The 24,614-nt window shown below is 52.9% G+C and carries 24 protein-coding genes; 10 read left to right on the top strand and 14 right to left on the bottom strand.

The window, feature by feature from the left end; translation table 11 throughout:
* Positions 1-6: 6 nt before the first annotated feature.
* Positions 7-537, bottom strand: coding sequence for an RNA pyrophosphohydrolase (gene rppH, locus HED65_RS10805; protein WP_013098553.1), 531 nt, complete (start codon positions 535-537; stop codon positions 7-9).
* A 683-nt stretch (positions 538-1,220) separates the two neighbouring features.
* Between rppH and mutH the strand changes: the two genes are divergently transcribed.
* The 3 genes from mutH (at position 1,221) to HED65_RS10790 (ending at position 3,433) form a co-directional block, all read left to right on the top strand.
* Positions 1,221-1,913 carry a DNA mismatch repair endonuclease MutH gene (gene mutH, locus HED65_RS10800; RefSeq protein WP_114978580.1) on the top strand — a complete coding sequence of 231 codons (693 nt, stop codon included), beginning with the start codon at positions 1,221-1,223 and terminating at the stop codon, positions 1,911-1,913.
* Positions 1,914-2,041: 128 nt separating this feature from the next.
* Positions 2,042-2,260: a YgdI/YgdR family lipoprotein gene (locus tag HED65_RS10795; RefSeq protein WP_114978579.1), complete on the top strand. Its 219-nt coding sequence runs from the start codon at positions 2,042-2,044 to the stop codon at positions 2,258-2,260.
* 132 nt (positions 2,261-2,392) lie between these two features.
* A complete protein-coding gene (locus HED65_RS10790; protein ID WP_114978578.1) occupies positions 2,393-3,433 on the top strand; it encodes an NADP(H)-dependent aldo-keto reductase in 1,041 nt (346 codons plus the stop codon).
* A 47-nt stretch (positions 3,434-3,480) separates the two neighbouring features.
* On the opposite strand, the gene lplT is transcribed toward HED65_RS10790, so the two are convergent.
* Both lplT and aas read right to left on the bottom strand, forming a co-directional pair.
* On the bottom strand, positions 3,481-4,674 hold the full coding sequence (lplT, locus tag HED65_RS10785; RefSeq protein WP_028016918.1) for a lysophospholipid transporter LplT: 1,194 nt from the start codon (positions 4,672-4,674) through the stop codon (positions 3,481-3,483).
* The gene (gene aas, locus HED65_RS10780; RefSeq protein ID WP_114978577.1) at positions 4,667-6,826 is read right to left on the bottom strand and encodes a bifunctional acyl-ACP--phospholipid O-acyltransferase/long-chain-fatty-acid--ACP ligase; all 2,160 of its coding nucleotides are present in this window, start codon (positions 6,824-6,826) and stop codon (positions 4,667-4,669) included. Before aas ends, lplT begins: the two co-directional genes overlap by 8 nt.
* A 425-nt stretch (positions 6,827-7,251) precedes the next feature.
* Here aas and galR point away from each other — a divergent pair, with 425 nt between their 5' ends.
* Positions 7,252-8,268 carry an HTH-type transcriptional regulator GalR gene (gene galR, locus HED65_RS10775; protein WP_114978576.1) on the top strand — a complete coding sequence of 339 codons (1,017 nt, stop codon included), beginning with the start codon at positions 7,252-7,254 and terminating at the stop codon, positions 8,266-8,268.
* Here galR and HED65_RS10770 read toward each other — a convergent pair.
* The gene (locus tag HED65_RS10770) at positions 8,229-8,714 is read right to left on the bottom strand and encodes a GNAT family N-acetyltransferase (RefSeq protein WP_114978575.1); all 486 of its coding nucleotides are present in this window, start codon (positions 8,712-8,714) and stop codon (positions 8,229-8,231) included. The two genes, galR and HED65_RS10770, sit on opposite strands and share 40 nt — an antisense overlap.
* Positions 8,715-8,947: 233 nt before the next feature.
* Between HED65_RS10770 and HED65_RS10765 the strand changes: the two genes are divergently transcribed.
* The gene (locus tag HED65_RS10765; RefSeq protein ID WP_114978574.1) at positions 8,948-9,985 is read left to right on the top strand and encodes a LacI family DNA-binding transcriptional regulator; all 1,038 of its coding nucleotides are present in this window, start codon (positions 8,948-8,950) and stop codon (positions 9,983-9,985) included.
* Here HED65_RS10765 and lysA read toward each other — a convergent pair.
* Positions 9,955-11,217, bottom strand: coding sequence for a diaminopimelate decarboxylase (gene lysA / locus HED65_RS10760; protein WP_114978573.1), 1,263 nt, complete (start codon positions 11,215-11,217; stop codon positions 9,955-9,957). The two genes, HED65_RS10765 and lysA, sit on opposite strands and share 31 nt — an antisense overlap.
* Positions 11,218-11,339: 122 nt before the next feature.
* Here lysA and HED65_RS10755 point away from each other — a divergent pair, with 122 nt between their 5' ends.
* On the top strand, positions 11,340-12,272 hold the full coding sequence (locus HED65_RS10755; protein WP_114978572.1) for a LysR family transcriptional regulator: 933 nt from the start codon (positions 11,340-11,342) through the stop codon (positions 12,270-12,272).
* Between the two features lie 20 nt (positions 12,273-12,292).
* On the opposite strand, the gene HED65_RS10750 is transcribed toward HED65_RS10755, so the two are convergent.
* On the bottom strand, positions 12,293-12,841 hold the full coding sequence (locus tag HED65_RS10750; RefSeq protein WP_114978571.1) for a flavodoxin family protein: 549 nt from the start codon (positions 12,839-12,841) through the stop codon (positions 12,293-12,295).
* A 189-nt stretch (positions 12,842-13,030) separates the two neighbouring features.
* Between HED65_RS10750 and HED65_RS10745 the strand changes: the two genes are divergently transcribed.
* Positions 13,031-13,429, top strand: coding sequence for a winged helix-turn-helix transcriptional regulator (locus tag HED65_RS10745; RefSeq protein WP_189338746.1), 399 nt, complete (start codon positions 13,031-13,033; stop codon positions 13,427-13,429).
* 27 nt (positions 13,430-13,456) lie between these two features.
* On the opposite strand, the gene HED65_RS10740 is transcribed toward HED65_RS10745, so the two are convergent.
* The 7 genes from HED65_RS10740 to HED65_RS10710 all read right to left on the bottom strand — a co-directional run bounded on the left by HED65_RS10740 (position 13,457) and on the right by HED65_RS10710 (position 21,339).
* Positions 13,457-14,149 carry an aspartate/glutamate racemase gene (locus HED65_RS10740; protein WP_114978570.1) on the bottom strand — a complete coding sequence of 231 codons (693 nt, stop codon included), beginning with the start codon at positions 14,147-14,149 and terminating at the stop codon, positions 13,457-13,459.
* 89 nt (positions 14,150-14,238) lie between these two features.
* Entirely contained in the window at positions 14,239-15,363 is a 1,125-nt protein-coding gene (wzz(fepE), locus tag HED65_RS10735; protein WP_114978569.1) for an LPS O-antigen length regulator Wzz(fepE), read from the bottom strand.
* Between the two features lie 209 nt (positions 15,364-15,572).
* Positions 15,573-17,006: an arabinose-proton symporter AraE gene (gene araE / locus HED65_RS10730; RefSeq protein ID WP_286168813.1), complete on the bottom strand. Its 1,434-nt coding sequence runs from the start codon at positions 17,004-17,006 to the stop codon at positions 15,573-15,575.
* A gap of 294 nt (positions 17,007-17,300) precedes the next feature.
* On the bottom strand, positions 17,301-18,062 hold the full coding sequence (gene kduD, locus HED65_RS10725) for a 2-dehydro-3-deoxy-D-gluconate 5-dehydrogenase KduD (protein WP_114978567.1): 762 nt from the start codon (positions 18,060-18,062) through the stop codon (positions 17,301-17,303).
* Between the two features lie 63 nt (positions 18,063-18,125).
* A complete protein-coding gene (kduI, locus tag HED65_RS10720) occupies positions 18,126-18,962 on the bottom strand; it encodes a 5-dehydro-4-deoxy-D-glucuronate isomerase (RefSeq protein WP_114978566.1) in 837 nt (278 codons plus the stop codon).
* Positions 18,963-19,200: 238 nt separating this feature from the next.
* Positions 19,201-20,379 carry an acetyl-CoA C-acetyltransferase gene (locus tag HED65_RS10715; RefSeq protein WP_114978565.1) on the bottom strand — a complete coding sequence of 393 codons (1,179 nt, stop codon included), beginning with the start codon at positions 20,377-20,379 and terminating at the stop codon, positions 19,201-19,203.
* 93 nt (positions 20,380-20,472) lie between these two features.
* Positions 20,473-21,339, bottom strand: coding sequence for a LysR family transcriptional regulator (locus HED65_RS10710; RefSeq protein WP_114978564.1), 867 nt, complete (start codon positions 21,337-21,339; stop codon positions 20,473-20,475).
* 105 nt (positions 21,340-21,444) lie between these two features.
* Here HED65_RS10710 and HED65_RS10705 point away from each other — a divergent pair, with 105 nt between their 5' ends.
* Both HED65_RS10705 and HED65_RS10700 read left to right on the top strand, forming a co-directional pair.
* Positions 21,445-21,906: a multidrug/biocide efflux PACE transporter gene (locus HED65_RS10705; RefSeq protein WP_114978563.1), complete on the top strand. Its 462-nt coding sequence runs from the start codon at positions 21,445-21,447 to the stop codon at positions 21,904-21,906.
* 119 nt (positions 21,907-22,025) lie between these two features.
* The gene (locus HED65_RS10700) at positions 22,026-23,255 is read left to right on the top strand and encodes an amino acid permease (RefSeq protein ID WP_114978562.1); all 1,230 of its coding nucleotides are present in this window, start codon (positions 22,026-22,028) and stop codon (positions 23,253-23,255) included.
* 36 nt (positions 23,256-23,291) lie between these two features.
* Here HED65_RS10700 and HED65_RS10695 read toward each other — a convergent pair whose 3' ends face one another.
* Positions 23,292-23,762, bottom strand: coding sequence for an Lrp/AsnC family transcriptional regulator (locus tag HED65_RS10695; protein ID WP_114978561.1), 471 nt, complete (start codon positions 23,760-23,762; stop codon positions 23,292-23,294).
* A gap of 115 nt (positions 23,763-23,877) precedes the next feature.
* Here HED65_RS10695 and HED65_RS10690 point away from each other — a divergent pair, with 115 nt between their 5' ends.
* Positions 23,878-24,489 (top strand): LysE family translocator, encoded by a 612-nt coding sequence (locus tag HED65_RS10690; RefSeq protein WP_114978560.1) that lies wholly within the window; start codon positions 23,878-23,880, stop codon positions 24,487-24,489.
* Positions 24,490-24,614: the final 125 nt, after the last annotated feature.

Here is a 24,614-nt window from a genome sequence, read left to right as displayed (position 1 = left end):
CGTAGCTTAACCTCTTTTACGTCGCCAGGCAGGTGCGCTCTGCGGCTTAGGGGGGATCTCCTGAAGCTGCATTACCACACTTGCGAACTCTTTCATCACCCTACGGTAAACATCGCGTTTAAATGACACGACCTGACGAACAGGATACCAATAGCTTACCCAGCGCCAACCATCAAACTCCGGCGTACTGCTGGTTTGCATATTGATGTCTGAATCGTTGCCCACCAACTGCAACAGAAACCACTTCTGTTTCTGGCCGATACAAACCGGCTTTGTGTCCCAACGCACCAAACGTTTCGGTAACTTGTAACGCAACCAGTTGCGGGTGGAAGCCAGGATGCGAACATCTTTCCGGCTTAAACCGACCTCTTCAAAAAGCTCCCGGTACATCGCTTGTTCTGGGGACTCTCCTGGGTTGATCCCGCCTTGCGGGAACTGCCAGGAGTGCTGACCATATCGCCGGGCCCACATTACCTGGCCCTGACGATTACAAATTACTATTCCTACGTTCGGGCGGTAGCCATCGTCATCAATCACCGGACTACCCCAAACTAAACCTTATATATGAATGATTGTTTCACACTACAGGGAGGCGGTAAACCACTCTCTTACAGGCCTGCAACCTAATAACATTTGAATAACTCACAAATAAGTGCTGAGTTATAAACAGATAAGAGCCATCAAAGGGATTTTTATTCACCTTTTCTGTGGATATAGTTGTGAAAAAGTGTCTGATTACCGATGAACAACCTCAATCCCCGTCTTCGCCCCGCTTTCATCAATATTATATAATGATATTACTTTCATGTAGTTAAGTGTGTTATTGCAAACAAAATACAGAATAGCGTGACGATCATCACATCAGGGATCGTCGCGCTGATGAAAGATCGAACAGCGTCGGTTTTATCCACAGATTGTGCCAATAAGTTAGGCACAAATTGTCTGAAAATTCGATTTTCATCGCACGTCAAGGCTGTAAATTGAAACAGTAGTCAGGGTTATGCCCAGTTATCCCATTTTTCTGTGGATAACATGGTGTAAGATCCTGTTCATTGTCAGTGACCAGATTTGAACAACCGGTTTTTCTTCTCAGGTGAAACGATTTCAAACTAATAAAAAAACCTATAAATCATGCACATGGAATATTCGTACAGAAAAAGTTAAACTCTATCCACAGGGGACAATTTCTTCGTTTATTTTTTAATCAAAAGGTTATCTTCATGCATCCGCTTACACCCTTGCTTTCACCACCTTCCAGCGAAGGCCAGTTGCTCCAGCAGGCTCAACGCCTGGCTGGCTTTTCGCTGGGCGAGCTGGCGGCAATGGCCGGGATTCCGATCCCGAAGGATCTGAAACGGGATAAAGGCTGGACAGGCATGCTGCTTGAACTGTGGCTGGGTGCCAGTGCGGGGAGTAAACCAGAGCAAGATTTTGCGGCTCTTGGCGTAGAGTTAAAAACCATTCCCATAGACAGCCATGGGAAACCACTTGAGACCACCTTTGTCTGCGTTGCGCCATTAACCGGCAATACCGGTGTGACATGGGAAACCAGCCACGTTCGTCATAAGCTGAAACGCGTGCTTTGGGTACCGGTTGAAGGTGAACGCCACATTCCCCTGGCCGAGCGTCGCGTTGGTGCTCCGGTGCTCTGGAGCCCGAATGAAGAGGAGGAGCATCAATTGCGTCTGGACTGGGAGGAACTGATGGATATGATCGTTCTTGGACAGGTAGAGCGCATCACAGCCCGACACGGGGAAGTGTTACAGCTGCGTCCGAAGGCAGCCAACAGTAAAGCGCTTACCGAGGCGATCGGTGCGCAGGGCGAGCCAATACTAACGTTACCGCGCGGCTTTTATCTCAAAAAAAATTTCACCGGTGCGCTGCTTGCACGCCATTTTTTACTGAAAACATAGTTTTTTACTCATTTTGAGAGATCCCAAACATAATCATCTGGTTTTTAAGATTTTACCGCTTCCTCCTGTCGGTATATCGGGTTAATACTACACTATGATTTGATACCAGCCAGGTGAGGACGATAACGATGAAAAAATGGGCAGTGTTAATTTCAGCAGTCGGCTTAGCGTTTGCAGTATCGGGCTGTAGTAGTGATTATGTCATGGCGACAAAAGATGGTCGGATGATCCTGACCGACGGCAAACCCGAAGTCGATGATGATACCGGTCTGGTCAGCTACCGTGACCAGGAAGGTAATAAAATGCAGATTAATCGCGACGAAGTCTCACAAATTATCGAGCGATAAACAGAGAGAGGTCAGTCACTTGCTGGCCTTTTTGATTTTTCTCTTCCCCTTTTGCTTCCCCTCTGCCATGTTTATATTCCTTTGTCGGGAAGTTCCTGACGCGGTCTACATGTCTATTGAAGGAAGCCGGCTATGCATTATCACCGTATCCCCCACAGCTCTCTGGAGATAAGCCAACTGGGGTTGGGCACGATGACATTTGGTGAACAAAACAGCGAAGCCGATGCCCATGCACAACTCGATTATGCCGTGAGCCAGGGCATTAACCTGATTGATGTCGCAGAGATGTACCCTGTACCACCCCGTCCGGAAACACAGGGGCTTACTGAAACCTACGTCGGTAACTGGCTGACAAAACGTGGCAACCGTGAAAAGCTGGTCATTGCGTCGAAAGTCAGCGGCCCCGCGCGAAATAACGATGCCGGGATCCGCCCAAACCAGATCCTCGATCGCAAGAATATCCGTGCGGCGCTGGATGCCAGCCTGAAGCGCCTGCAAACAGATTATCTCGACCTGTACCAGGTTCACTGGCCTCAGCGTCCAACAAACTGCTTTGGTAAACTTGGCTACAGCTGGAATGAGAGCGCCCCTGCCGTTACGCTACTGGAAACGCTGGAAGCACTAACCGAGTGCCAGCGAGCGGGTAAAATCCGCTACATCGGCGTATCTAACGAAACGGCCTTTGGTGTGATGCGTTACCTGCACCTGGCGGATAAGCACGATCTGCCGCGTATCGTCACCATTCAGAATCCGTACAGCTTGCTTAATCGCAGCTATGAAGTGGGACTGGCCGAAGTGACGCAGTATGAAGAAGTAGAACTGCTCGCCTATTCTTGTCTCGGCTTTGGCACGCTGACGGGAAAATACCTGAACGGAGCGAAACCGGCTGGCGCGCGTAATACCCTCTTTAGCCGCTTTACCCGCTACAGCGGGGAGCAGACGCAGAAAGCCGTTGCAGCCTATGTGGATATCGCAAAACGTCACGGTCTTGATCCGGCGCAGATGGCGCTGGCCTTCGTACGTCGTCAGCCGTTTGTTGCGAGCACCCTGCTGGGCGCGACCACTATGGAACAGTTGAAAACTAACATAGAGAGTTTCAATCTGAACCTGAGTGAAGAGGTTTTAGCGGAGATTGAAGCGGTGCATCAGGTATATACATACCCGGCACCATAGCTGGACGCTTTTGCCGGGTGGCGGCTTCGCCTGACCCGGCAAAGAGATCAACGCCGACGCTGCCAGATCCACAAGCCAGCAATCGCCAGCGCAAACAGCCCACCAAACCCGACGCCAATACCCACCACCGGCACACCTACTTTTACTGCCAGCGAGTAAAGCCCCAGCATTAACAACATCGCCAGGTTTTCACCCAGGTTTTGTACCGCAATGGCGTTGCCTGCACCGACAGTTTGCTTGCCACGTTCCTGCAGTAACGCATTCAGCGGTACCACGAAGAATCCACCCAGAATACCAATCAGGATTAGGAGGGCATAAGCTGGCAATAACGCGTGTTGCAGCGAGAAAATAAGCACGACGACGCCAATCAGGATCCCTGCCGGCATACAGCGCGCTACTGTCTCAAGCGTTACCAGTTTCGCTGCCGCCCCCGCACCAACAACAATCCCGATAGCAACCATCGCATTAAGGTAGGTTGGGGTCGCATTGTCGGTAATACCCAGCGCCACAGGCACCCATAGCACCAGCAGGAAGCGCAGCGTGACACCCGCTCCCCAGAACATACTGGTTCCCATCAGGGAGAAGCGCGTTTCACCGTTACGCCACAGCACACGACAGGCGTTGAAAAAACTTCCTGTCATCGGCTTAAAGCGCCAGGATTGTCCCGGGCGTGCCACTGGCAGCTTCGGGATAAACAGGTTAGCCACAACCGCCCCACCATACACCACCGCACAGACACCCAAAGCCGCCAGCACATGCCAGTCGGCAAGCACCCCACCCGCAACGGAGCCGAGCAGGATGGCCGCAATGGTGGAAGACTCCATCAGACCATTGGCTTTCACCAGCTTATCACCCGTTGTCAGCTCTCCGAGGATGCCATATTTCGCCGGAGAGTAAGCGGCGGCGCCAATGCCCACCAGCGTATAACCAATGAACGGATTAAAACCAAAACAAATGCTTGCGGCACCCAGTAATTTCAGTCCGTTAGCAAACATCATCACCCGGCCTTTCGGGAAACTGTCCGCCACCTGCCCTACAAAGGGAGCAAAGATAATGTAAGCACCCACAAACACCATCTGCAGGATCGGCTGACTCCAGTCGGGGTAAAACTCGGCTTTCAGCAGCGCCAGAGTGGCAAACAGAAGCGCATTATCACCGAACGCAGAGAGAAACTGCGCGGCGATGACCGCCATCATGCCTTTTGATCTGAGCGATGTATTAGTGTGTACTGACTCACGCATTTTGCTGTTCCGCCTGTTCAACCATGCTCTTCAGGGTCACGAAATCGGGCTTCCCACTGCCCAGTACCGGGAGTTGCTTCAGATAACGAATATCACGCGGCACCGCCAGCTCGGGAATACCATGCTCACGAGCATGTTTGAGTAACTGCTCGCGCTTAAGCTCGCTGTCAGTGGTATACAGGACCAGCGCTTCACCTTTGCTGGCATCACTCTTCACCACTGTCGCATGCTGTTTGTCAGCGGACACAGCCGTCGCCAGTTGTTCAACCATTTCCAGAGAGACCATTTCACCGGCAATTTTGGCGAAGCGTTTTGCACGCCCCTGGATCTGCACGAAACCTTGTTCATCAAAACGGACAATATCACCGGTGTCATACCATCCTGTTTCGACCTCACCCGTAACGTTTTCCGCCGTCGGCGCTTCCAGCACACCCGGGTTTTCCACACGCAGATAACCGTTCATCACGTTTGGCCCTTTGAGCTGCAGGCGGCCACCGTCCTCAATACCTGGCACAGCCAGCAAGCGTGCATCCATCCCCGGCAAAATTCGGCCAACCGTACCCGGTTTTGCTGCCATTGGCACGTTAATCGAGACTACCGGTGCACACTCGGTAACACCATAGCCTTCAAGAATGCGCAAACCAAACTTGTCCTGCCAGATTTGACGCGTACTCTCCTGCAGTTTTTCTGCGCCAGCTACCACATACCGCACACGATAAAAATCATACGGGTTGGCGAAACGCGCATAGTTACCCAGGAAAGTGGAGGTTCCGAACAGGACGGTGCAGTTACGGTCATACACCAGCTCCGGCACAATGCGGTAATGCAGTGGGCTTGGATAGAGGAACACTTCAGCACCGGTCAGCAGCGGCGTAAACAGCCCCACCGTCAGACCAAAGGAGTGGAACAGCGGGAGCGCAGACATAAAACGGTCATTCGCAGTAAAGTCTGCAATGCTTTTGATCTGCTCGACGTTCGCCAGAATACTCTTGTGACTGTGGACGACACCTTTCGGGTTGCCCTCTGATCCCGAAGTGAAGAGGATAATCGCATCATCTTCCGGCTGCTGTTTGACCTGCGCCAGACGCGGCATCAGCAGATGAGCAAAAATCCACAGCTTGTCTCCGGTGGTCACGTCCGCTTTCAGATCTTCCAGGAAGACCCAGCGTACCTGGGTAAGTTGTTCAGGAAGATGCCAGAGTTTGCCTTTATCGAGGAACTGGCGGGAGGTAAAGACGGTGTCAATCTGAGCGGCGGTGATGGCGCTGGTCAGCCCCTTCACACCCGCCGTGTAGTTCATCATCGCCGGTATACGGCCCCGAGAAACAGCACCAAAAATCACCGCCGCGCTGATGCCAGCGTTAGGCAACATCAGACCAATCTTTTCACCCTTCTTACTGTATTTCTCCAGAATGCGGCCCACAAACAGGGTCTTGGTCAGCAGTTTGCGATAGGTATCCGGGGTAAAGTTGATGTCTTCAATACAATTTTTCTTCGCGCCATAGCGATGCTGTGCCGAAAGAAGAGATTCATACAGCGTTTCGCGCGGACGAACGGCCATACGCGCTTCCATCATAATCTGATGCAGCATTTCACCCGCGATTTTACGACGATCGCGGGCACGCGGCGCGTCAGGCATCGGTAACGAGGTCGGCGGCAGAATATGCAGCGTGATTTTGGGGAACAGGCGTTGCTTTACCAGTCCCTTAAGACGGCTGAAGCGGGTTAACTCCGCCCCTTCAATACGCAGTGGTACCACCGTTGCTTTTGACTTCGCCGCCACAAACCCCGCGCCGTCGTATATTTTCATCAGCGAGCCTGTCACCGAAATGCGTCCCTCAGGGAAGATGACCACCGGACGCCCCTGCTCCACCAGACGTACCAGATGTTTAATCATCATCGGTTTTGTCGGGTCGAGCGGCACGAAATCAATCAGCGGCGTGAGCCAGCGCATGTACCACTGCTGGCTCACGGAGGTATAAACCGCAAACACCGGACGCACAGGCAAAAACAGCGCCAGTAAAATGCCATCTATAAAGGACACATGGTTTGGTGTGATCAGAACGCGTTCGCCGCGAAGCGCCTGGGCATCGCCAGTGACGCGGATTCGAAAAAGAATACGGAAAAGTGTACGGAAGAACCCAAATAGCATCTCAACTCCCTTTGCCAGCCAGTGTGAAGGGTTGATAGTAAATGGTGGCAGATTACACGAGAAGTGATACAGGAGCGACAGCTAAAGTGGAGGCGAAAAAAAACCTGCGCATCCGCGCAGGTTGGTGCAAGAGATGAGTACGAAACCGTACTAAGAATTCTCACCAATCAATACCTCTGGGATCTCAACTCTATCAACCTCTTTAACTTCCTCGCCATCGGACAATCGCAACAGCCTGAGGCAAAGTGTAACTAAAGGTTCAGATTGACATTATTCAGACATGACTGGTCGTGTAACGATTACACCGTCAGGGTTGTTCTGCGTCACGTTTGTGGAGATCTGAAATCCACTCCCCTTGAATGCATACCGCTTTTCCGCAACACTACCGGGTGTGTAAACGCTTACCCCCACTAAGAAGGTAATTAATGGCGACAATAAAGGATGTGGCCCTTCTGGCAGGAGTTTCGGTGGCAACCGTCTCGCGCGTGATTAACGACTCGCCTAAAGCCAGTGACGCATCACGCCAGGCTGTGCAAAGTGCCATGGAATCCCTGAACTACCATCCCAATGCCAATGCCCGCGCGCTCGCCCAGCAGTCCACTGAAACCATTGGGCTGGTCGTGGGTGATGTGTCTGATCCCTTTTTCGGCGCGATGGTTAAAGCGGTGGAGCAAGTGTCTTATCAGACAGGCAATTTTTTGCTGATTGGTAATGGCTACCATAATGAACAAAAAGAACGCCAGGCCATTGAACAGCTTATCCGCCACCGCTGCGCGGCGCTGGTTGTTCACGCCAAAATGCTTCCCGATGCGGAACTTATTCATTTGATGAAGCAGATCCCCGGCATGGTGATCATCAACCGTATTATTCCCGGGTTTGAAAAACGCTGCGTGGCGCTCGACGACCGTTATGGTGCCTGGCTCGCCACCCGTCATCTGATTCAACAGGGACACACACGAATTGGTTATCTCTGTTCAAACCACCCCATTTCTGATGCGGAAGATCGACTGCAAGGTTACTACGATGCCTTGCGCGAAAACGATCTACCGTGTAATGACCGCCTCGTAGCCTACGGTGAGCCGGATGAGAGCGGCGGTGAGCAGGCCATGACTGAGTTGCTTGGCCGCGGACGAAATTTCACCGCCGTTGCCTGCTATAACGACTCCATGGCCGCCGGGGCAATGGGGGTGCTAAATGACAACGGGATTGAGGTGCCGTCAGAAATTTCACTCATTGGTTTTGATGATGTGCTGGTCTCCCGTTACGTGCGCCCGCGCCTGACCACAGTACGTTACCCGATCATCACGATGGCAACACAAGCCGCAGAGCTGGCATTAGCGCTGGCTGAGAAACGCCAGCCACCGGACATTACCCATCTCTTCAGCCCGACCTTAGTGCGCCGTCACTCCGTAGCATCGCCTGCAGAAGCAGGAGAGGAATAGCGGTAAAGGTGTACCGTTTTATTCGGGTACTCCAGTGCATCGCCAATATACTGCCAGCCGTAACGTTCATAGAAGTCACGGCAGGCAGACCACAAATGCAGCTCGCGATACCCTGCCTGAGCAGCGTAGGTCATAACATGCTGCTGGAGTTGCCCGGCTAACCCTTTGCCACGCGCCGCTTCGTCAACGTACAACGCCGCCAGCCACGGAAAGAGATCCTGCCGGGTGATCAGATCGCAGCGCCAGAGCCCCACCGTGCCGAGTAGCTGTTCGTTTTGCACAGCAATAAAGGTCAATGGCAAGGCACCCGGCGTCTGGCTGTGCTCAACAATGCTATGAAAAAACGCCCGGGGAAGCCCCTCACCAAAGGCGTGCCAGATCCAGTCGGTCACTTGCTCCGCATACTGCGGTGCGGCGTAAAGCGGCAGAATGTCAGCCTTATCCATGTTTTACCTGCGTTTTTCAGTTCGATATTCAGGCCTGATGCCCCCCGGCCAGTTTGTTCACTATTTTACCAGAACCCGGCCATTTTCGTTGACTGCGGGCAGGCCGTTATGTCGACGGGCGGATCGTTACCAAAAAGCGTGATCGTGGCAGAAGTTTTGCGTCCCCCGCATCGCTTATACGCTGCGAGGTCTGTGTTAAACTGCAGACCATTACGTGGAAGCAGGAATGTAGAATGGCAACAATGCTGGATGTCTCACTGCGTGCGGGCGTGTCGAAGGCCACGGTATCGCGCGTACTGAACGGCACAGGTCAGGTTAAAGAGAGTACGCGTCAGCAAGTGTTTGCTGCGATGGAAGAGCTGGGTTACCGCCCGAACTTTCTCGCGCGTTCACTGGCTAACCAGACCAGTAACAGCATTGGTCTGGTCGTATCAACCTTCGATGGCTTTTACTTTGGTCGCCTTCTGCAACAGGCATCGCGGCAGACTGAAACCCACGGGAAACAGCTGATCGTCACGGATGGACACGACGCGCCGGAGCAGGAAGAGCAGGCAGTGCAGATGCTGGCCGATCGCAAATGTGATGCCATTGTGCTGTACACGCGCTATATGAGCGAAAAAGCGATTATCAAACTGATGAATACCGTGCAAACCCCGCTGGTGGTCATCAACCGTGAAGTCAGCCAGGCGCCGGATCGCTGCGTTTTCTTCGAACAACAGGATGCTGCCTTTAAGGCAGTGGATTACCTGATCAATCAGGGTCACCGGGAGATCGCCTGTATCACCGTCCCGATCCATACCCCAACCGGGAAAGCGAGACTGATGGGCTACCGTAAGGCGCTGGAAAAGCACGGCATTCGTCTGGACGAACGCCGGGTAAAGTATGGCGATGCGGGAATGACGCGGGGATATGAGCTGTGTAAAGAGCTCATTGCCGATGGTGTGTCGTTTAGCGCCCTGTTTGCCTGTAATGATGATATGGCGCTGGGTGCATCCAAAGCGTTACACCAGGCGGGGCTTAAGATCCCGCAGGATATTTCGCTGTTTGGTTTTGACGACGCCCCAAGCGCGAAATGGCTGGAACCTGCACTTTCATCGGTTTATCTGCCCATCGACAATATGATTGTCACTGCTATCGATCAGGCCATCAGGCTGGCAAAAAACCAGCCCGTCGATGCGATCCCACCGTTTACCGGCACGCTGGTACTTCGCGATTCGGTCACCACGGGGCCGTACTTTAATCAAATGAGTTCCAGTGTCAGCAGTTCCTGAATGGTCTGGCGACGGCGGATCAGCCGTGCCTTGCCGTTATCAAACAGCACTTCCGGCAGCAGCGGGCGACTATTGTAGTTAGATGACATAGAAGCCCCGTAGGCACCGGTATCGTGCAGTACAAGATAATCGCCCGGTTTGACCTCTGGCAGCGCGCGGGTTTCCACTTTGCCACCTTCCTGCTGAGTGAACACGTCACCCGATTCACACAGCGGCCCCGCAACGACCGTCTCACGGCGCGGCGCGTGCGTTAAATCGCGACCATCGGCAGCCAGTGCCGTTATGTGGTGATAGCTGCCGTACATGGACGGACGCATCAGATCGTTAAAACCGGCATCAATCAACACGAAATGGCGTGTTCCCATCTCTTTCACACTGCGTACCTGCGCCACCAGCACACCAGCTTCGGCAACCAGGAAACGACCCGGCTCAATTTCCAGTTTCACAGCGTGACCAAGATGCGCAGCGATCTGGTCACGTGCGGCGCTCCACAGACCGTAATAGTGATCGGTATCGATCGCCTCTTCACCCTCACGGTAAGGAATAGAAAGCCCGCCACCAGCGGAGATGGCCTCCAGATCCTGACCAAAATCGACAACCTGACGCACCATCGCCCCGCAGACCTGCTCAAGATGAGCATAATCCACGCCAGAGCCAATGTGCATATGAATGCCGACCAGCTTCAGGTTATAACGCTGCAACACGTCAAGCGCAGCTGGCATATCGGCATACCAGATACCGTGTTTGCTGTTTTCGCCGCCGGTGTTGGTTTTTTGGCTATGACCATGACCAAAGCCCGGGTTCACACGTAACCAGACGCGATGACCTGGCGAAACCTGGCCTAGCTGCTCAAGCATATCCACAGACCCGGCATTCACCGGTACCTGCAATTCATGTACGCGCGCAAGCGTCGCATCGTCGATCACATCGGCAGTGAAGACGATCGCATCTGGATCGGCTTTCGGATCAAACCCGGCCACCAGCGCACGCTCGATTTCACCCAGTGAAACGGAATCCACTTTTACGCCCTGCTCACGCATCAGGCGCAGAATGTGAATATTGGAGCATGCCTTTTGAGCAAAGCGCACCACGTCAAACTGATGCAGAGCGGCGATCTTCTCGCGAACGATCTGCGCGTCGTAGACCCAAACCGGACAGCCAAACTCGGCTGGCAAGCGCAGCAGGTTTTCAGCGTTCAAATCGGTATCAGTCTGGTTGAGTGGGCGTGGCATGGTCTTCTCCGGATAAATTCATTTTTTATGATTACGCCACAGCGGAAAAAGAATAAAAAATATCGTTTTATCGTGAGTCTATGCAAAAATGATATGGACACTCATCTGCTTTCAGGTGCCCTATGCCCGCCGTCAACTTACGCCATATTGAGATTTTTCACGCTGTGATGACCACCGGCAATCTCACCGAAGCCGCGCAGATGCTGCATACCTCACAGCCGACAGTGAGCCGGGAACTGGCACGCTTCGAGCAGGTACTTGGGTTGAAGCTGTTTGAACGCACCCGTGGCAGGTTACACCCAACGGTGCAAGGGTTGCGTCTGTTCGAGGAAGTTCAGCGCTCCTGGTACGGGCTGGACCGAATTGTCAGCGCGGCGGAAAGCTTACGTGAATTTCGCCAGGGCGAGTTGTCGATTGTCTGTCTGCCCGTGTTTTCGCAGTCGTTTCTGCCAATGCTGATACAGCCTTTTCTGGCCCGTTATCCCGAGGTGAACCTCACCATCGTCCCGCAGGAATCACCGTTGCTTGAAGAGTGGCTTTCGGCGCAGCGTCATGATCTGGGATTAACCGAAACCCTCGCCACACCGGCGGGAACGCAGCGCACAGAATTACTGGCGTTAGATGAGGTCTGCGTCCTGCCTGCGGGTCATCCCCTGGCTAAAAAAAGCGTCCTGACCCCTGCGGATTTCCACGGCGAGAACTACATTAGCCTGTCACAGACGGACAGCTACCGACAGCTGCTGGATATGCTCTTTACCGAGCATCAGGTGAAACGAAGAATGGTGGTCGAAACGCACAGTGCAGCATCTATTTGCGCAATGGTTCGTGCAGGCGTGGGCGTCTCAGTGGTTAATCCGCTCACGGCGCTGGATTATGCGGGAAGTGGAATTGTGGTTCGACAGTTTAGCGTTTCAGTCCCCTTTACCGTCAGCCTGATCCGCCCGCTGCATCGCCCGGCCTCTGCGCTGGTAGAAGCGTTCAGCGAACATCTACAAAGTGGGTTAAGCACGCTAACCGCACAACTGAAGAAGGTGCTGGAAAAGACGCCCGACTAAACCAGCGGGCGTCCTCTGACTCAGTTAAAACGCTTAGCCACAGCGGCAACACGCTCACCGAATTTTACTGCCGTTTGCAGATCACCGCTGGCAATCGCGCCAGCATCCGCATCTGACGGAGACTGTACCAGCAGCCCGACAGAGCCACCGAGGTTGTTGATATCCTGACGCGTTGCAGCCTGTGTATTCGATGGTGGCAGACCCAGGCTCACCCAAATCCCACCATGCTGCGATGCCAGCGTTTGCAGGTATTGCAGGGAAACTTGCTTGTCACCGTTCAGGCTCGCACTGTTACTGAAGCCCGCGAACACTTTGTCCTGCCAGCTGCGTACGAACCAGGCCTTAGAGGTGGCATCAGCAAATTTCTTAAACTGCCACGGCACACCGCCCATGTAAGTTGGCGCGCCAAAAATAATCGCCTTTGCTTCGTTCAATTTTTGCCAGTCGCTTTCCTTAATTTCACCATTGCTGTCGATGGCGATCAGTTCAGCCTGTGCGCCCTCTGCGACTGTTTCAGCAACACGTTGGGTGTGGCCGTAGCCAGAATAATAGATAACTACAACGCTCATAATAGATCTCCTGATGCAATATTGCCTTGTGAGTCAAAAGTTTAAGACAGTTTTAAAATTGCTCTGCGAGCAGTTGCCATTTTCGGTTCCCTGGTATCAAATAGAAACCTTACGTCGTTTTATACACGCAAATATTCGCGGGCGTAAGAAGGCACTTTTACCTCACCTGGTTACCTCGAGGGAACCACCATGACTGAGTCTGTCGTACTGAAAAAGGAGATGCCTCCTTATAACGTGTTCGATGAACGTTGCCCTACCCGCGACGTGCTGGCACGTATCGCCGACAAATGGGCGCTGCTGATCCTCGCGCGTCTTGAAAACGGACCAATGCGCTTTAACCATCTGCAACGGGATATTCAGCGGATCACCAAAAAGGTACTGACCCAGGCATTACGCAAGCTGGAACGCGATGGGCTGGTTTCACGTGAGGTTTTCGCGACGGTACCGGTGACGGTGGAGTACAGTCTGACGCCGCTGGGACAGGCGCTAACCGAAACAGTGACCGTGCTGGCACACTGGGTGGAACGTAATATGGATGCGATTGTGGCGGCGCAATCCGCTTATGACGCCGCCAATGCACAGACCTGAGCCGGGACGTTCCCGGCGCAAGCCCGCTCAGGAGAGCATAAACTCCACGGCATCGGCAGCATGAATCGCTGTGGTATCAAACACCGGGATTGGACTGCGCGCTACCGGAACCAGTAAGCCGATCTCAGTACAGCCAAAGATCACACCTTCTGCCCCCTGCCGTGCAAGCGTCTCGATCACGCTGACGTAATACGCGCGGGAAGGTTCACTGAATGTCCCCAGGCAAAGCTCATCAAAGATAATCTGATTGATGCGTGCCCGGTCAGCCTCATCAGGGATCAGGCTTTCAATCCCAAACTCACTACTCAAGCGACCGCGATAGAAATCCTGCTCCATGGTATAGCGCGTACCCAGCAGTGCCACACGCGACATTCCGGATGCAGCAATTTTACGCCCGGTCGCATCGGCGATATGCAGGAAGGGCAGCGAGCAACGCTCTTCGATCCGGGAAGCGACTTTATGCATGGTGTTCGTACAGAGCAAAATTCCCTCTGCTCCCGCACGCTCCAGCCCCAGCGCCGCCTGTGCCAGGATCTCCCCGGCTTTATCCCATTCACCGCTCGACTGGCAGGCCTCGATTTCATGGAAATTAACGCTGTGCAGCAGTAGGCTTGCGGAGTGCAGGCCGCCCAGACGCTGCTTTACCCCTTCATTAATCAGGCGGTAATAGGGGATTGTCGATTCCCAGCTCATCCCACCTAACAGGCCGATCGTTTTCATCATCCCTCCTTATCTCTGTTCTCTCTTTTAACACAACCGGCGCCAATAAAAAAAGGCGCTGTATTCAGCGCCTTTTTAACCTGCAGAGTTTATTCCGTCACCGGCTCCGTCAGCGGGTTACGGGTGAGCATCGCTTCGCGCAATAAAACGCTGCCGCAAGCAAAAAGACCACCAAGTATAGTCGCCAGAAGGACAATCAGCGCTTTGCCTGGACCATCTTTCTTCACCGGCATGGAAGGCGAAAGCTGGTAGCGGAATGGTTCAAGTTTGATATCTGAGAAGGACAATTTTTTCAGCTGCGCCAGGTAGAATTCCCGGTTCTGGAAGTCCGCATTCAACTCAGTCACGTCCTTCAGATTTTTTTCAATCTGCAGTTTTTGCGCAATACCGTCAGACCCAAGCGCAACGGAGTAATCCGGGTCATCTTTTACTGCCTGCCCGTTGCTGTAGACCGGCTTCTTAATCCCTGCCGCATTTGCCACTTTCAGCGAATAATTAAGTCGCTGAAGGTTGGTGTTGTGAGTATTGGTCAGACGGACACGATCCAGTTCCAGCTGCTGCTCAACAGCCTTTGTTTTCAGGGCGATCTGATTACGGATGTTCTGCAGTGTCTCTTTTTCGACAATAGCTGCAATATAATTGATATATCCCTCCAGGACAGTTTGCGCATCACCAGCCTGAGGTGCTGTGAAGCTCAATGTCCATGAGATATAAGGCATTTTTTCCGCGTCTTTCGCCTGCGTGTCATTCACTGCTTTCATTTTGTCTGAGATATTGACGATAGCACGATGCAGTTCGAGTGGATCGACCTCGGCGTCTTTAAGCTGCGACATCACGTAAGAAGAGGATTTCAGATACTCTTCAAGCAATGACTGCGACTGAAACTTTTTAATAAACAGGTCAAAGACTTCCGGGCGGGAAATCTTCGCATCCACGTCAAGCACCTGTAGCGTAACCATCATCTGGCGTAACGGGTTCCACTGCGACTGTTCTGCCTGAGTGATCACCGCTTTACTGGTCCATTTCTGCGGCAGCAAAAATGAAACGGCCAGCCCCACCAGTGCAAACGCAAGAGTGACGGCGATGATGCGTTTTTTGGCAGCAAAAAGCACCTCTAATAGTCCCAAAAGATCTATTTCTTTGGTGTTTACAGCTGGGGTTGCATAGCGGGGAAAATCAAGATCGGTGCTTTTTTTGATATCCATCTCAGACATAACCATTCTTCTTTATAGGACGCTGTGCATATTGCGCAATCAATAAGAGTGGTCCGATGATACAATATCTTCAGAATTATCTTAAGTTCAAATCCCTCTATTTAGCTCCCCCTGCCAGAGTTGGTAGTGAGTTTCATCACGTTATTATTGTAACAAAACATCATTTCACCAACTCTGACATCTATTAAACGCTTAAACTGGCAATACGATTACACGCCGATATTACGCAGTTTCTCCCCCGCCATCAGCTTGCGTTCAATATGCTCCAGCGTCACCCCTTTAGTTTCTGGAATTAACCAGAATGTGACCCCAATAAACGCCACGTTCAGCACCGTATAGAGCCAGAACGTCCCCGCCGCGCCAATTGCGTCCAGCAACGTCAGGAATGTCGCACCAATGATCATATTCGACACCCAGTTGGTGGTCGTGGAACAGGTAATGCCAAAGTCACGGCATTTGAGCGGCTGAATTTCGGAGCACAAGATCCACACCACAGGCGCGGCGCTCATCGCATACCCGGCAATACACATCATGGTCATACCGACGGAGAGCCAGGAAAGACCACTTGAGGCCGTGCCGTTATCAAACTGCATCAGGCAGTATCCGAGGATCAATGTACCGAGCGCCATCACGCTGAAGCCAATTTTCAGCGCCGGCTTACGTCCGGCTTTATCCACGGTGAACACCGCTATAAAAGTGGCGAACATAAAGGTAAGACCCACCACCAGGGTGGCCATCATCTGCTGTTCTGTGGTAGTGAACCCCGCCATTTTGAATATGCGTGGCGCGTAGTACATGATGATATTCATCCCGGTGAACTGCTGCATTGCCTGCAGTAACATGCCGAGGAACACCGCACGGCGTACGTTGCGGTTGATCTTAAATAACGCCCAGCCTCCCTGCTTCAACTTCAGACTTTCGCGGATCTCGTTCAGCTCCTCCCGTGCTTTTTCCGAAGTATCACGCAACATGCGCAGCACCTCTTCGGCTTCCACATGACGCCCTTTTTGCGCCAGCCAACGCGGGCTATTCGGCAAGAAAATCACCAGTACAATCAGCACCAGTGCTGGTAAAGCCAGCACGCCCAGCATCGCGCGCCAGTTTCCACTGTAGCTGAAGTAGGTATCGGACAGGAACGCCAAAACAATACCCAGCGTCACCATCAACTGATACATACTGATCATCTTGCCACGTACATTCTCACTCGCCATTTCGGAGAGATAGAGCGGCGCCGTATACGAAGCAATCCCGACCGCCACACCGAGCAACACACGGGAAAGCAGCAATACTTCAACGTTCGTGGCAAACGCGGAACCAATGGAGCCGGCAACAAACAGAATCGCCCCGACCATCAGGCTGTATTTGCGTCCAAGGCGGAACGAGAGCCAGCCATTAAACAGCGCACCGATGGCGGCACCGAGCATCATGCTGCTCACCACCCACTCCTGCAGACGGCTACTCAGCGTGAAGTGATCGGTAATAAACGGTAATGCACCGGCAATCACACCGATATCCAGTCCAAATAACAAGCCCGCTACCGCGGCCGCAATAGAGACAAACTGGTTCATGCGGCGGGTATCGCGTAACGCAGCGGGCATAAGGGTTGAGTCATTTATAGAGGTCATAGTTTCCTGCCTGAACAGCGAAATTCGTTAAGTGAAATTACGAGATAGTGAAAAAAAGTGTCAGGCGGGAAAAGGTGAAGATATGGACTATTTCGCTGCGACATAGTGATCTGTGATGGACATTACAATTTCAACCAATGCTGAATAATCACATTCTTTTATTAACCCTTTAATTTATAAAAATTAAAAGTGTGACGCGAGTCATTCATACCTTTTCAGTATGGATTTTTCGCGTTTTCCAATATGGACATTGACAATTTTCGGGCAAAAAAAACCTCCACCTAAAAGCAGAGGTATTTGCCTGAAGCGGGTTTATCGTGCCAGCCAACCGCCATCAACCGCCACGGTGTAGCCATTGATATAGTCCGAGGCCGGTGATGCCAGAAATACAACCGGCCCCATCAGATCACCCGGCAGCCCCCAACGGCCAGCCGGAATACGTTCAAGGATTTCCGCGCTACGCTGTTCATCCGCACGCAACTGCTGCGTGTTGTTGGTCGCCATGTAACCCGGGGCAATCGCATTGACGTTGATATTATGTTTAGCCCATTCGTTCGCCAGCAGGCGCGTTACACCCATCACGGCGCTCTTTGAAGCTGTGTATGACGGCACGCGGATACCGCCCTGGAAAGAGAGCATAGAGGCAATATTAATGATCTTGCCGCCTTTCCCTTGCGCAATGAAGTGCTTCGCCGCAGCCTGGGACATAAAAAACACGCTCTTGATGTTCAGATCCATCACGTCGTCCCAGTCGCGTTCCGTGAAATTAATCGCATCTTCACGGCGAATCAGTCCGGCATTGTTCACCAGAATGTCGATATGCCCGAATTCCGCGACAGCACGTTCCAGCAGTTCAGGAATGGCGTCGATTTTACGCAGATCGGCAGTCAGGCTCAGGAAACGGCGGCCCAGCGTCGTCACGCGTTCAATGGTTTCAGTCGGTTCAACGATATTAATCCCCACGATATCGCAGCCCGCCTCCGCCAGACCTAACGCCATCCCCTGACCCAGCCCGGTGTCACACCCGGAAACCACAGCCACTTTCCCCTGCAGAGAGAATGCATCCAGAATCATGTTTATTCCTTACTCTTTCAACGCCTGTCATTCACAGGCAGGTTTATGCTTCACTGCCCGCGACTAGCGGAGATCGTTAACCGCGACATGGTCCATATCATCAAAGACCTGATTTTCACCGACCATTCCCCAGATAAAGGTATAGGCCTTTGTCCCGACACCAGAATGGATAGACCAGCTCGGTGAAATCACGGCCTGCTCGTTGTGCATGACGATATGACGTGTTTCCTGAGGTTTCCCCATCATGTGGAATACGCAGGCGTCTTCGTCCATGTTGAAATAGAAATAGACTTCCATGCGGCGCTCGTGGGTATGGCACGGCATGGTGTTCCACAGGTTGCCCGGCGCGAGTTCGGTCAGCCCCATGCTGAGCTGACAGGTCTCCAGTACATCCGGCACGAAGTATTTATTGATGGTGCGGCGGTTGCTGGTGAGGTTATCGCCAAGCGTTACAGGGGCTACGTCTGCCGGGGTGACCTTTTTGGTTGGGTAGGTAAAGTGAGCCGGGGCGCAGTTGTAGTAAAACTTCGCGGGCTTGCTGCCGTCTATGCTGGCAAAGACCACTTCTTTCGCACCTTTGCCAACATATAATGCCTCACGATGACCAATCTCGTGGCACTGTCCGTCTACGGTGATCGTGCCGGGCCCACCGATGTTAATAACCCCCAGCTCGCGGCGTTCCAGAAAATAGCTTACGCCCAGCTGTTTACCCACTTCGCCACCCACGGAGACGGTTTTCGTGACTGGCATAATCCCGCCCACAATAATGCGGTCGATGTGACTGTAGACCATGGTGTACTTGTCGGCCTCGAACACCTGTTCGACTAAAAACTCATTGCGCAGCCCTTGAGTATCCAGCGTTTTGGCGTGCGCACTGTGGATGCTTTGTCTGATGTCCACGATAACCTCCAGATGTGGTCATGCCCGAAGGCAAAAGATAAACGAAACAGCGTTCCGTTTTTGCAATAAACACATACTATCGGCATAAAGTGGGCTTTTCAATTACATTTAAAACAACGTTTCATTTTTATTTTTGTTTGTATCGGAAATGACACCTGGATCACGATAAATGGAGATTGAGAAAAAACAGCACCATAAAAAAAACCTCCCGCAGGAGGTTTCTTGCAATGAGAAAAGGTTAGCGTTCGATGGCCAGCGCCACCCCCTGCCCGCCACCGATACAGAGTGTGGCAATGCCTTTACGGGCGTTCCGCTTTTTCATTTCGTGGACCAGTGATACCAGGATCCGGCAGCCAGACGCACCAATAGGATGTCCCAGCGCGATCGCCCCGCCGTTGACGTTTACCCTCAGTGGATCCCACTCCAGCATTTTGCCGACCGAGATCGCCTGCGCGGCAAAGGCTTCGTTTACCTCTATCAGATCCACATCTGAGAGCTGCCACCCAGCACGATCAAGACAGCGACGGGTGGCATAAACCGGCGCGATCCCCATTAACGCAGGATCAACACCCACGCTGGCAAACGCCTTGATGCGGGCTAATACGGGAAGATCCAGCTCAAGGGCTTTGCTTTCGCTCATCATCATGACGGCCGCTGCGCCATCATTAATGGAGGAAGCATTTCCCGCCGTAACCGACCCTTGCATTTCAAAAGCAGGGTTAAGCCTTGCCAGGCCTTCAGCGCTGGCGTCGGTACGCGGCTGCTCATCGGTATCCACGACGATAACCTCGCCGTTTTGACGCAGCGTGCTGACCGGGACAATTTCATCGCGAAAACGGCCGGAATCAATCGCCGCGCGCGCCTTTTGCTGCGAGCTTAAGGCATAAGCATCCTGCAGCTCACGGCTGATGCCGTACTCTCGTGCCAGATTTTCCGCCGTCACACCCATATGATAATCATTGAATGCATCCCACAGCCCGTCATGCACCAGGCTATCAAGCAACTGGCTGTTGCCCAACTGTGCGCCGGTACGGCTGTCGGTCAATACGTGTGGGGCACGGCTCATGTTCTCTTGTCCACCCGCAATGACCACATCCGCTTCACCGCACTGAATGGCTTGCGTTGCAAGATGTAGCGCTTTTAAGCCTGAACCACAGACGTCGTTAATGGTGATTGCGGAGACGGTATTGGGCAACCCGCCTTTCAGCGCCGCCTGGCGCGCAGGGTTTTGCCCGGCTCCGGCAGTCAGAACCTGTCCCAGGATCACCTCATCAATTTCATGGGCTGCGATCCCGCTACGTTCCACCAGCGCTTTTACTACCACGCTACCCAGGTCAACCGCCGAGTGACGCGCAAGCGCTCCCTGAAAACAGCCGATAGCTGTACGCAACGCACCCACTATTACGACATCTTTCATCACGACCTCTGTGTTAAATGACATGACGATAGTAGAGGATTGTTACTGGCAATTATCTTAATTGTTTAAAAATAGTGAGTTTAATCACAAGGATCAGCGTGCATCCTGCAGATACTGCCGCAGCCAGCTTCCGGCAATACCTGGTGGGGATCGTTTATTCCATAGCAGATCGATCCCTGTCGCTCGTGGCCAGCCGGGGACATTTAACTGTACCAACGATTTCGCGGCGGCAAATTCTTCCACCAGTGCGCACGGCAACACGCACCAGCCAAATCCCTGTACTGCCATACTCAAGAGTAACAGGTAATTCGGGGCTGACCAGACGGGCCCGCGCGCGAGCGTCGCCTCGCGCTCAAGATAGGTGCTGAGCCGCAACTCCCGCCAGCCGTGCAGTTCGTCAGCCTGAATTTCAGGTTGGCCGGCCAGAGGATGCGTGGTCGCAACATATATTGCCATGCGGGTTTGCATCGGCAGACGGGTGACGCCGATATCCGTAGGGTAACTGTCCCGTGCTTCCGTCAGTCCAACCTGTGCGCGTTCCTTTTGCAACAGATCGATGACGTCCTCTTCTTCGCCAATCAGGCATTCGAATTCCGTATGAGGAAAGCGCCGGTCAAACTGGTTCATGAGATCTTCCAGCACATCCGGATTGAGGGTATCGGAAAGGACAAATGTCAGACGCGCCTCCGTTTGCGCTGTTAATGATACTGCCAGCTCATCAAGCCGCGTGCTGGCGGCGAGGATAGCCTGCACATAGCCCAGCACCTGCTCCCCTTGAGCCGTCAACACCGGCTGGCGCGCCGAGCGGTCAAAAAGCTCGAAACCCAGATCGGCTTCAAGATTGGCAATGGACGTGCTGATCGTCGACTGGCTTTTACGCAACCGGCGTGCGGCAGCAGAAAAAGAACCTGCCGCGACGGTTTCAACAAACGCAGTAAGGGCTTCGGGGGAATAGCGCATGATCTATCTACTTTTACGATGGATACCATCTTTAATATATCAGCTTTAACGATAAAAATAGGCCCCATCAACGCCCATACTGGCGAATTAACGAGGTCTATGACTATGCAACATCAGGATGCACTCCAACGTAAACTGCCGGAGCGGATCTTTCATGCTATCTGTTTTGAAGGGATTGCCACGGCGATCCTCGCCCCTACGGCGGCGTGGCTCATGCAGCGTTCCGTGGTTGAGATGGGCGGGTTAGCCATTATTCTGGCCACCACCGCCATGCTGTGGAACATTATTTATAACTTCGGCTTCGATCGTTTCTGGCCAGTTCAGCGCGTCAAACGTACGGCAAAAGTCCGTGCGCTGCATGCCCTGGGGTTCGAATGCGGGTTCATCGTGATCGGCCTGACGATTGTCGCCGCTGTGCTGGGCGTCACGCTGCTAGAGGCATTCACGCTGGAAATAGGTTTCTTCCTGTTCTTCCTGCCTTACGCCATGTTCTACAACTGGGCATATGACACGTTACGTGAAAAATTCCTTAAGCGTCGTCAGCAACGACGCGCCCTGGCAGGCTAACTCCCCCCTGGCCGGACAACTGGTCCGGCCAAACTCCATCGAAGCAACTGCGCTCTCCACGCATAACTATGGTAAATTGCACTCCATTCCGATGGTTTGATAGTTGATACGTTGCTCTAATGTCGAAAATTTGGTCAAAAGATGAGACTCTCTGGAGTTTCGCTCTCTACGGCACGGCCGTGGGCGCAGGAACGCTGTTCTTGCCTATTCAGTTGGGCTCCGCAGGCGCTATCGTCCTGTTTATTACCGCCCTTGTGGCTTATCCGTTAACCTACTGGCCGCACCGAGCGCTGGCACAATTTATCCTGTCGTCGAAAACCAAAGGCAATGAAGGGATCACCGGCGCCGTATCGCACTATTACGGCAGGAAGATTGGCAATCTGATCACCACGCTCTATTTCATCGCCTTCTTTGTGGTGGTGCAGATTTATGCGGTGGCCATCACCAACTCGCTCACGGAGCAACTGGCGAAACACCTAACGGTGGATACCGCCGTTCGCGTACTGGTCAGCCTGGGGGTAGTGCTGGTTCTCAATTTGATCTTCCTGATGGGACGGCATATCACGATAAAAGTGATGGGCTTCCTGGTATTTCCGCTGATTGCCTATTTCCTGTTTGTCTCGCTCTATCTGACCGGAAGCTGGCAACCTTCGCTGCTGACCAGCCAAATGTCCGTCGATCGTCATACCCTGCATCAGGTATGGATTTCGATTCCGGTGATGGTTTTTGCTTTCAGCCATACTCCGATTATCTCAACGTTTGCCGTTGACCGTCGTGAGAAGTTTGCTGACGGCGCTATGGATAAATGCAAGAAAATCATGAAGGTGGCGTACCTCATTATCTGCCTGAGCGTGCTGTTCTTTGTCTTCAGCTGCCTGCTCTCTATTCCACCGTCGTATATTGTGACCGCCAAAGAGCAAGGGGTTACGATCCTGTCCGCGCTGTCGATGATGCCTTCCTCTCCGGCGTGGCTGGGTATTTCCGGGATTATTGTGGCGATTATTGCGATGTCGAAATCGTTCCTCGGCACCTATTTTGGCGTGATTGAAGGGGCGACGGAGATCGTGAAGTCGTCGCTGAATCAGGTGGGCGTGAAAAAGAGCCGCGCCTTTAACCGCGCAATTTCCATTATGGGGGTGTCGTTAATCACTTTTGCGGTCTGCTGCATTAACCCGAATGCCATTTCGATGATTTATGCCATCAGCGGTCCGCTTATCGCCATGATCCTGTTTATCATGCCGACGCTGTCGACGTATCTGATCCCGTCCCTGAAACAGTACCGTTCCATTGGCAACCTGCTGACGCTGATCGTCGGCGTGCTGTGCGTGTCGGTTATGTTTGTCGGCTAATCCCTTTCGTGCCCGGCGTTTTACCGGGCACGCCATTCAGTCTCGTCCCGTCGTCTCCAGCGGAAAAGGTCTGTCCTGAACGACCGTTTTCATTACCAGCGTCGAGCGAAGATGCTGCACGCCAGGCATCGCTGAGAGTTTCTCGTCATAGAGTTTTTGAAATGCCGACAGGTCACGCGTTACGACGTGCATCAGATAATCGGGATCGCCAAACAAACGCTGTGCCAGCACGATTTGCGGTATCTCTTCCACCGCATCTTCAAAGGCGCTAACCGCTTTTCTGTCACCCTCTTTAAGCGTCGCAAAGACTATCGCCAGGAAATTAAATCCCATTTTGGCGGGATCGAGGCTGGCGCGGTAGCCCGTTATGGCCCCGCTTTGCTCCAGCGCCCGCACGCGACGATGGCACGGCGAGAGGCTCAAATTCACCCGCTCTGCCAGCTCCGTAAGTGATAAACGACCGTCAGATTGCAGCTCAGCAAGAATTTTTCGATCAATGCTATCCATGTGGAAGATTTTCTCAGTTTTACCGTGTTATGAGCATAACATTGAAAGCCTATTTCGCAGGGTTAGCGATATTCTTTTTCTCAACGTTTGACGCACTGCGGGAGTCTTCAGGACGATGGAAATGAGTATTGTGGCCGGCTTTTGGGTGGTTTCTTTTCTGCTTATCATGACGCCGGGGGCGGACTGGGCCTATGCCATTAGCGCCGGGATTAACGGTCGACGCGTGGTCCCGGCTGTGATGGGGCTGATGTCCGGTCATCTGCTGGCTACGATGATAGTGGTTGCGGGCGTGGGCGTTTTAATTGCTCAACACCCTCTGGCGTTAGCCGGGCTGACCGTGGCGGGAGCCCTGTATCTCCTGTGGCTTGGCATAACGTTATTGCGTCACCCGGCTGCACCGGAAAAAGCCACCCGTCATACGGGAAACTGGACACAGTGGGCGGTGAAAGGACTCTGTATTAGCGGCCTAAACCCGAAAGTTTTTTTGCTGTTCCTGGCCCTGCTTCCGCAATTTACAGACCCAACCGGAAGTTGGTCGATAGCGATGCAGATGTCTGCGCTTGGGATGATGCATCTTATCACCTGTACGCTGGTCTACCTGCTGGTGGGGTATGGCTCGAAAGCCGTGCTGGCGACCCGACCACAGGCGGCGCGTCTGGTGAGCAGGGCATCGGGAGGGTTGATGGTGCTGATAGCGATGGTATTGCTGTTTGAGCAGGTAATATAATAAATATCCTCCGGCATAGCCGGAGGTTTTTCATATGCGCCTGTAAGGCTTTGTTACCAGCCGCGCCCTACCAGGCGCATCGCAATCTGACATTTGCATCTATGGATTACTTACGGCCCGTAAAC

It is taken from the genome of Pantoea sp. LS15 (assembly GCF_012241585.1).
GTDB lineage: Bacteria > Pseudomonadota > Gammaproteobacteria > Enterobacterales > Enterobacteriaceae > Enterobacter.
The sequence above is the reverse complement of the archived record's forward strand: the minus strand, read 5'-3'. Positions and strand labels throughout refer to the sequence as shown.

Bases quoted from the DNA above. Each gene is read 5' to 3' on its own strand.
- mutH (WP_114978580.1), top strand. From the start codon at position 1,221: ATGCATCCGCTTACACCCTTGCTTTCACCACCTTCCAGCGAAGGCCAG.
- HED65_RS10795 (WP_114978579.1), top strand. From the start codon at position 2,042: ATGAAAAAATGGGCAGTGTTAATTTCAGCAGTCGGCTTAGCGTTTGCA.
- HED65_RS10790 (WP_114978578.1), top strand. From the start codon at position 2,393: ATGCATTATCACCGTATCCCCCACAGCTCTCTGGAGATAAGCCAACTG.
- lplT (WP_028016918.1), bottom strand. From the start codon at position 4,674: ATGCGTGAGTCAGTACACACTAATACATCGCTCAGATCAAAAGGCATG.
- aas (WP_114978577.1), bottom strand. From the start codon at position 6,826: ATGCTATTTGGGTTCTTCCGTACACTTTTCCGTATTCTTTTTCGAATC.
- galR (WP_114978576.1), top strand. From the start codon at position 7,252: ATGGCGACAATAAAGGATGTGGCCCTTCTGGCAGGAGTTTCGGTGGCA.
- HED65_RS10770 (WP_114978575.1), bottom strand. From the start codon at position 8,714: ATGGATAAGGCTGACATTCTGCCGCTTTACGCCGCACCGCAGTATGCG.
- HED65_RS10765 (WP_114978574.1), top strand. From the start codon at position 8,948: ATGGCAACAATGCTGGATGTCTCACTGCGTGCGGGCGTGTCGAAGGCC.
- lysA (WP_114978573.1), bottom strand. From the start codon at position 11,217: ATGCCACGCCCACTCAACCAGACTGATACCGATTTGAACGCTGAAAAC.
- HED65_RS10755 (WP_114978572.1), top strand. From the start codon at position 11,340: ATGCCCGCCGTCAACTTACGCCATATTGAGATTTTTCACGCTGTGATG.
- HED65_RS10750 (WP_114978571.1), bottom strand. From the start codon at position 12,841: ATGAGCGTTGTAGTTATCTATTATTCTGGCTACGGCCACACCCAACGT.
- HED65_RS10745 (WP_189338746.1), top strand. From the start codon at position 13,031: ATGACTGAGTCTGTCGTACTGAAAAAGGAGATGCCTCCTTATAACGTG.
- HED65_RS10740 (WP_114978570.1), bottom strand. From the start codon at position 14,149: ATGAAAACGATCGGCCTGTTAGGTGGGATGAGCTGGGAATCGACAATC.
- kduD (WP_114978567.1), bottom strand. From the start codon at position 18,062: ATGATTCTGGATGCATTCTCTCTGCAGGGGAAAGTGGCTGTGGTTTCC.
- HED65_RS10715 (WP_114978565.1), bottom strand. From the start codon at position 20,379: ATGAAAGATGTCGTAATAGTGGGTGCGTTGCGTACAGCTATCGGCTGT.
- HED65_RS10710 (WP_114978564.1), bottom strand. From the start codon at position 21,339: ATGCGCTATTCCCCCGAAGCCCTTACTGCGTTTGTTGAAACCGTCGCG.
- HED65_RS10705 (WP_114978563.1), top strand. From the start codon at position 21,445: ATGCAACATCAGGATGCACTCCAACGTAAACTGCCGGAGCGGATCTTT.
- HED65_RS10700 (WP_114978562.1), top strand. From the start codon at position 22,026: ATGTCGAAAATTTGGTCAAAAGATGAGACTCTCTGGAGTTTCGCTCTC.
- HED65_RS10695 (WP_114978561.1), bottom strand. From the start codon at position 23,762: ATGGATAGCATTGATCGAAAAATTCTTGCTGAGCTGCAATCTGACGGT.
- HED65_RS10690 (WP_114978560.1), top strand. From the start codon at position 23,878: ATGGAAATGAGTATTGTGGCCGGCTTTTGGGTGGTTTCTTTTCTGCTT.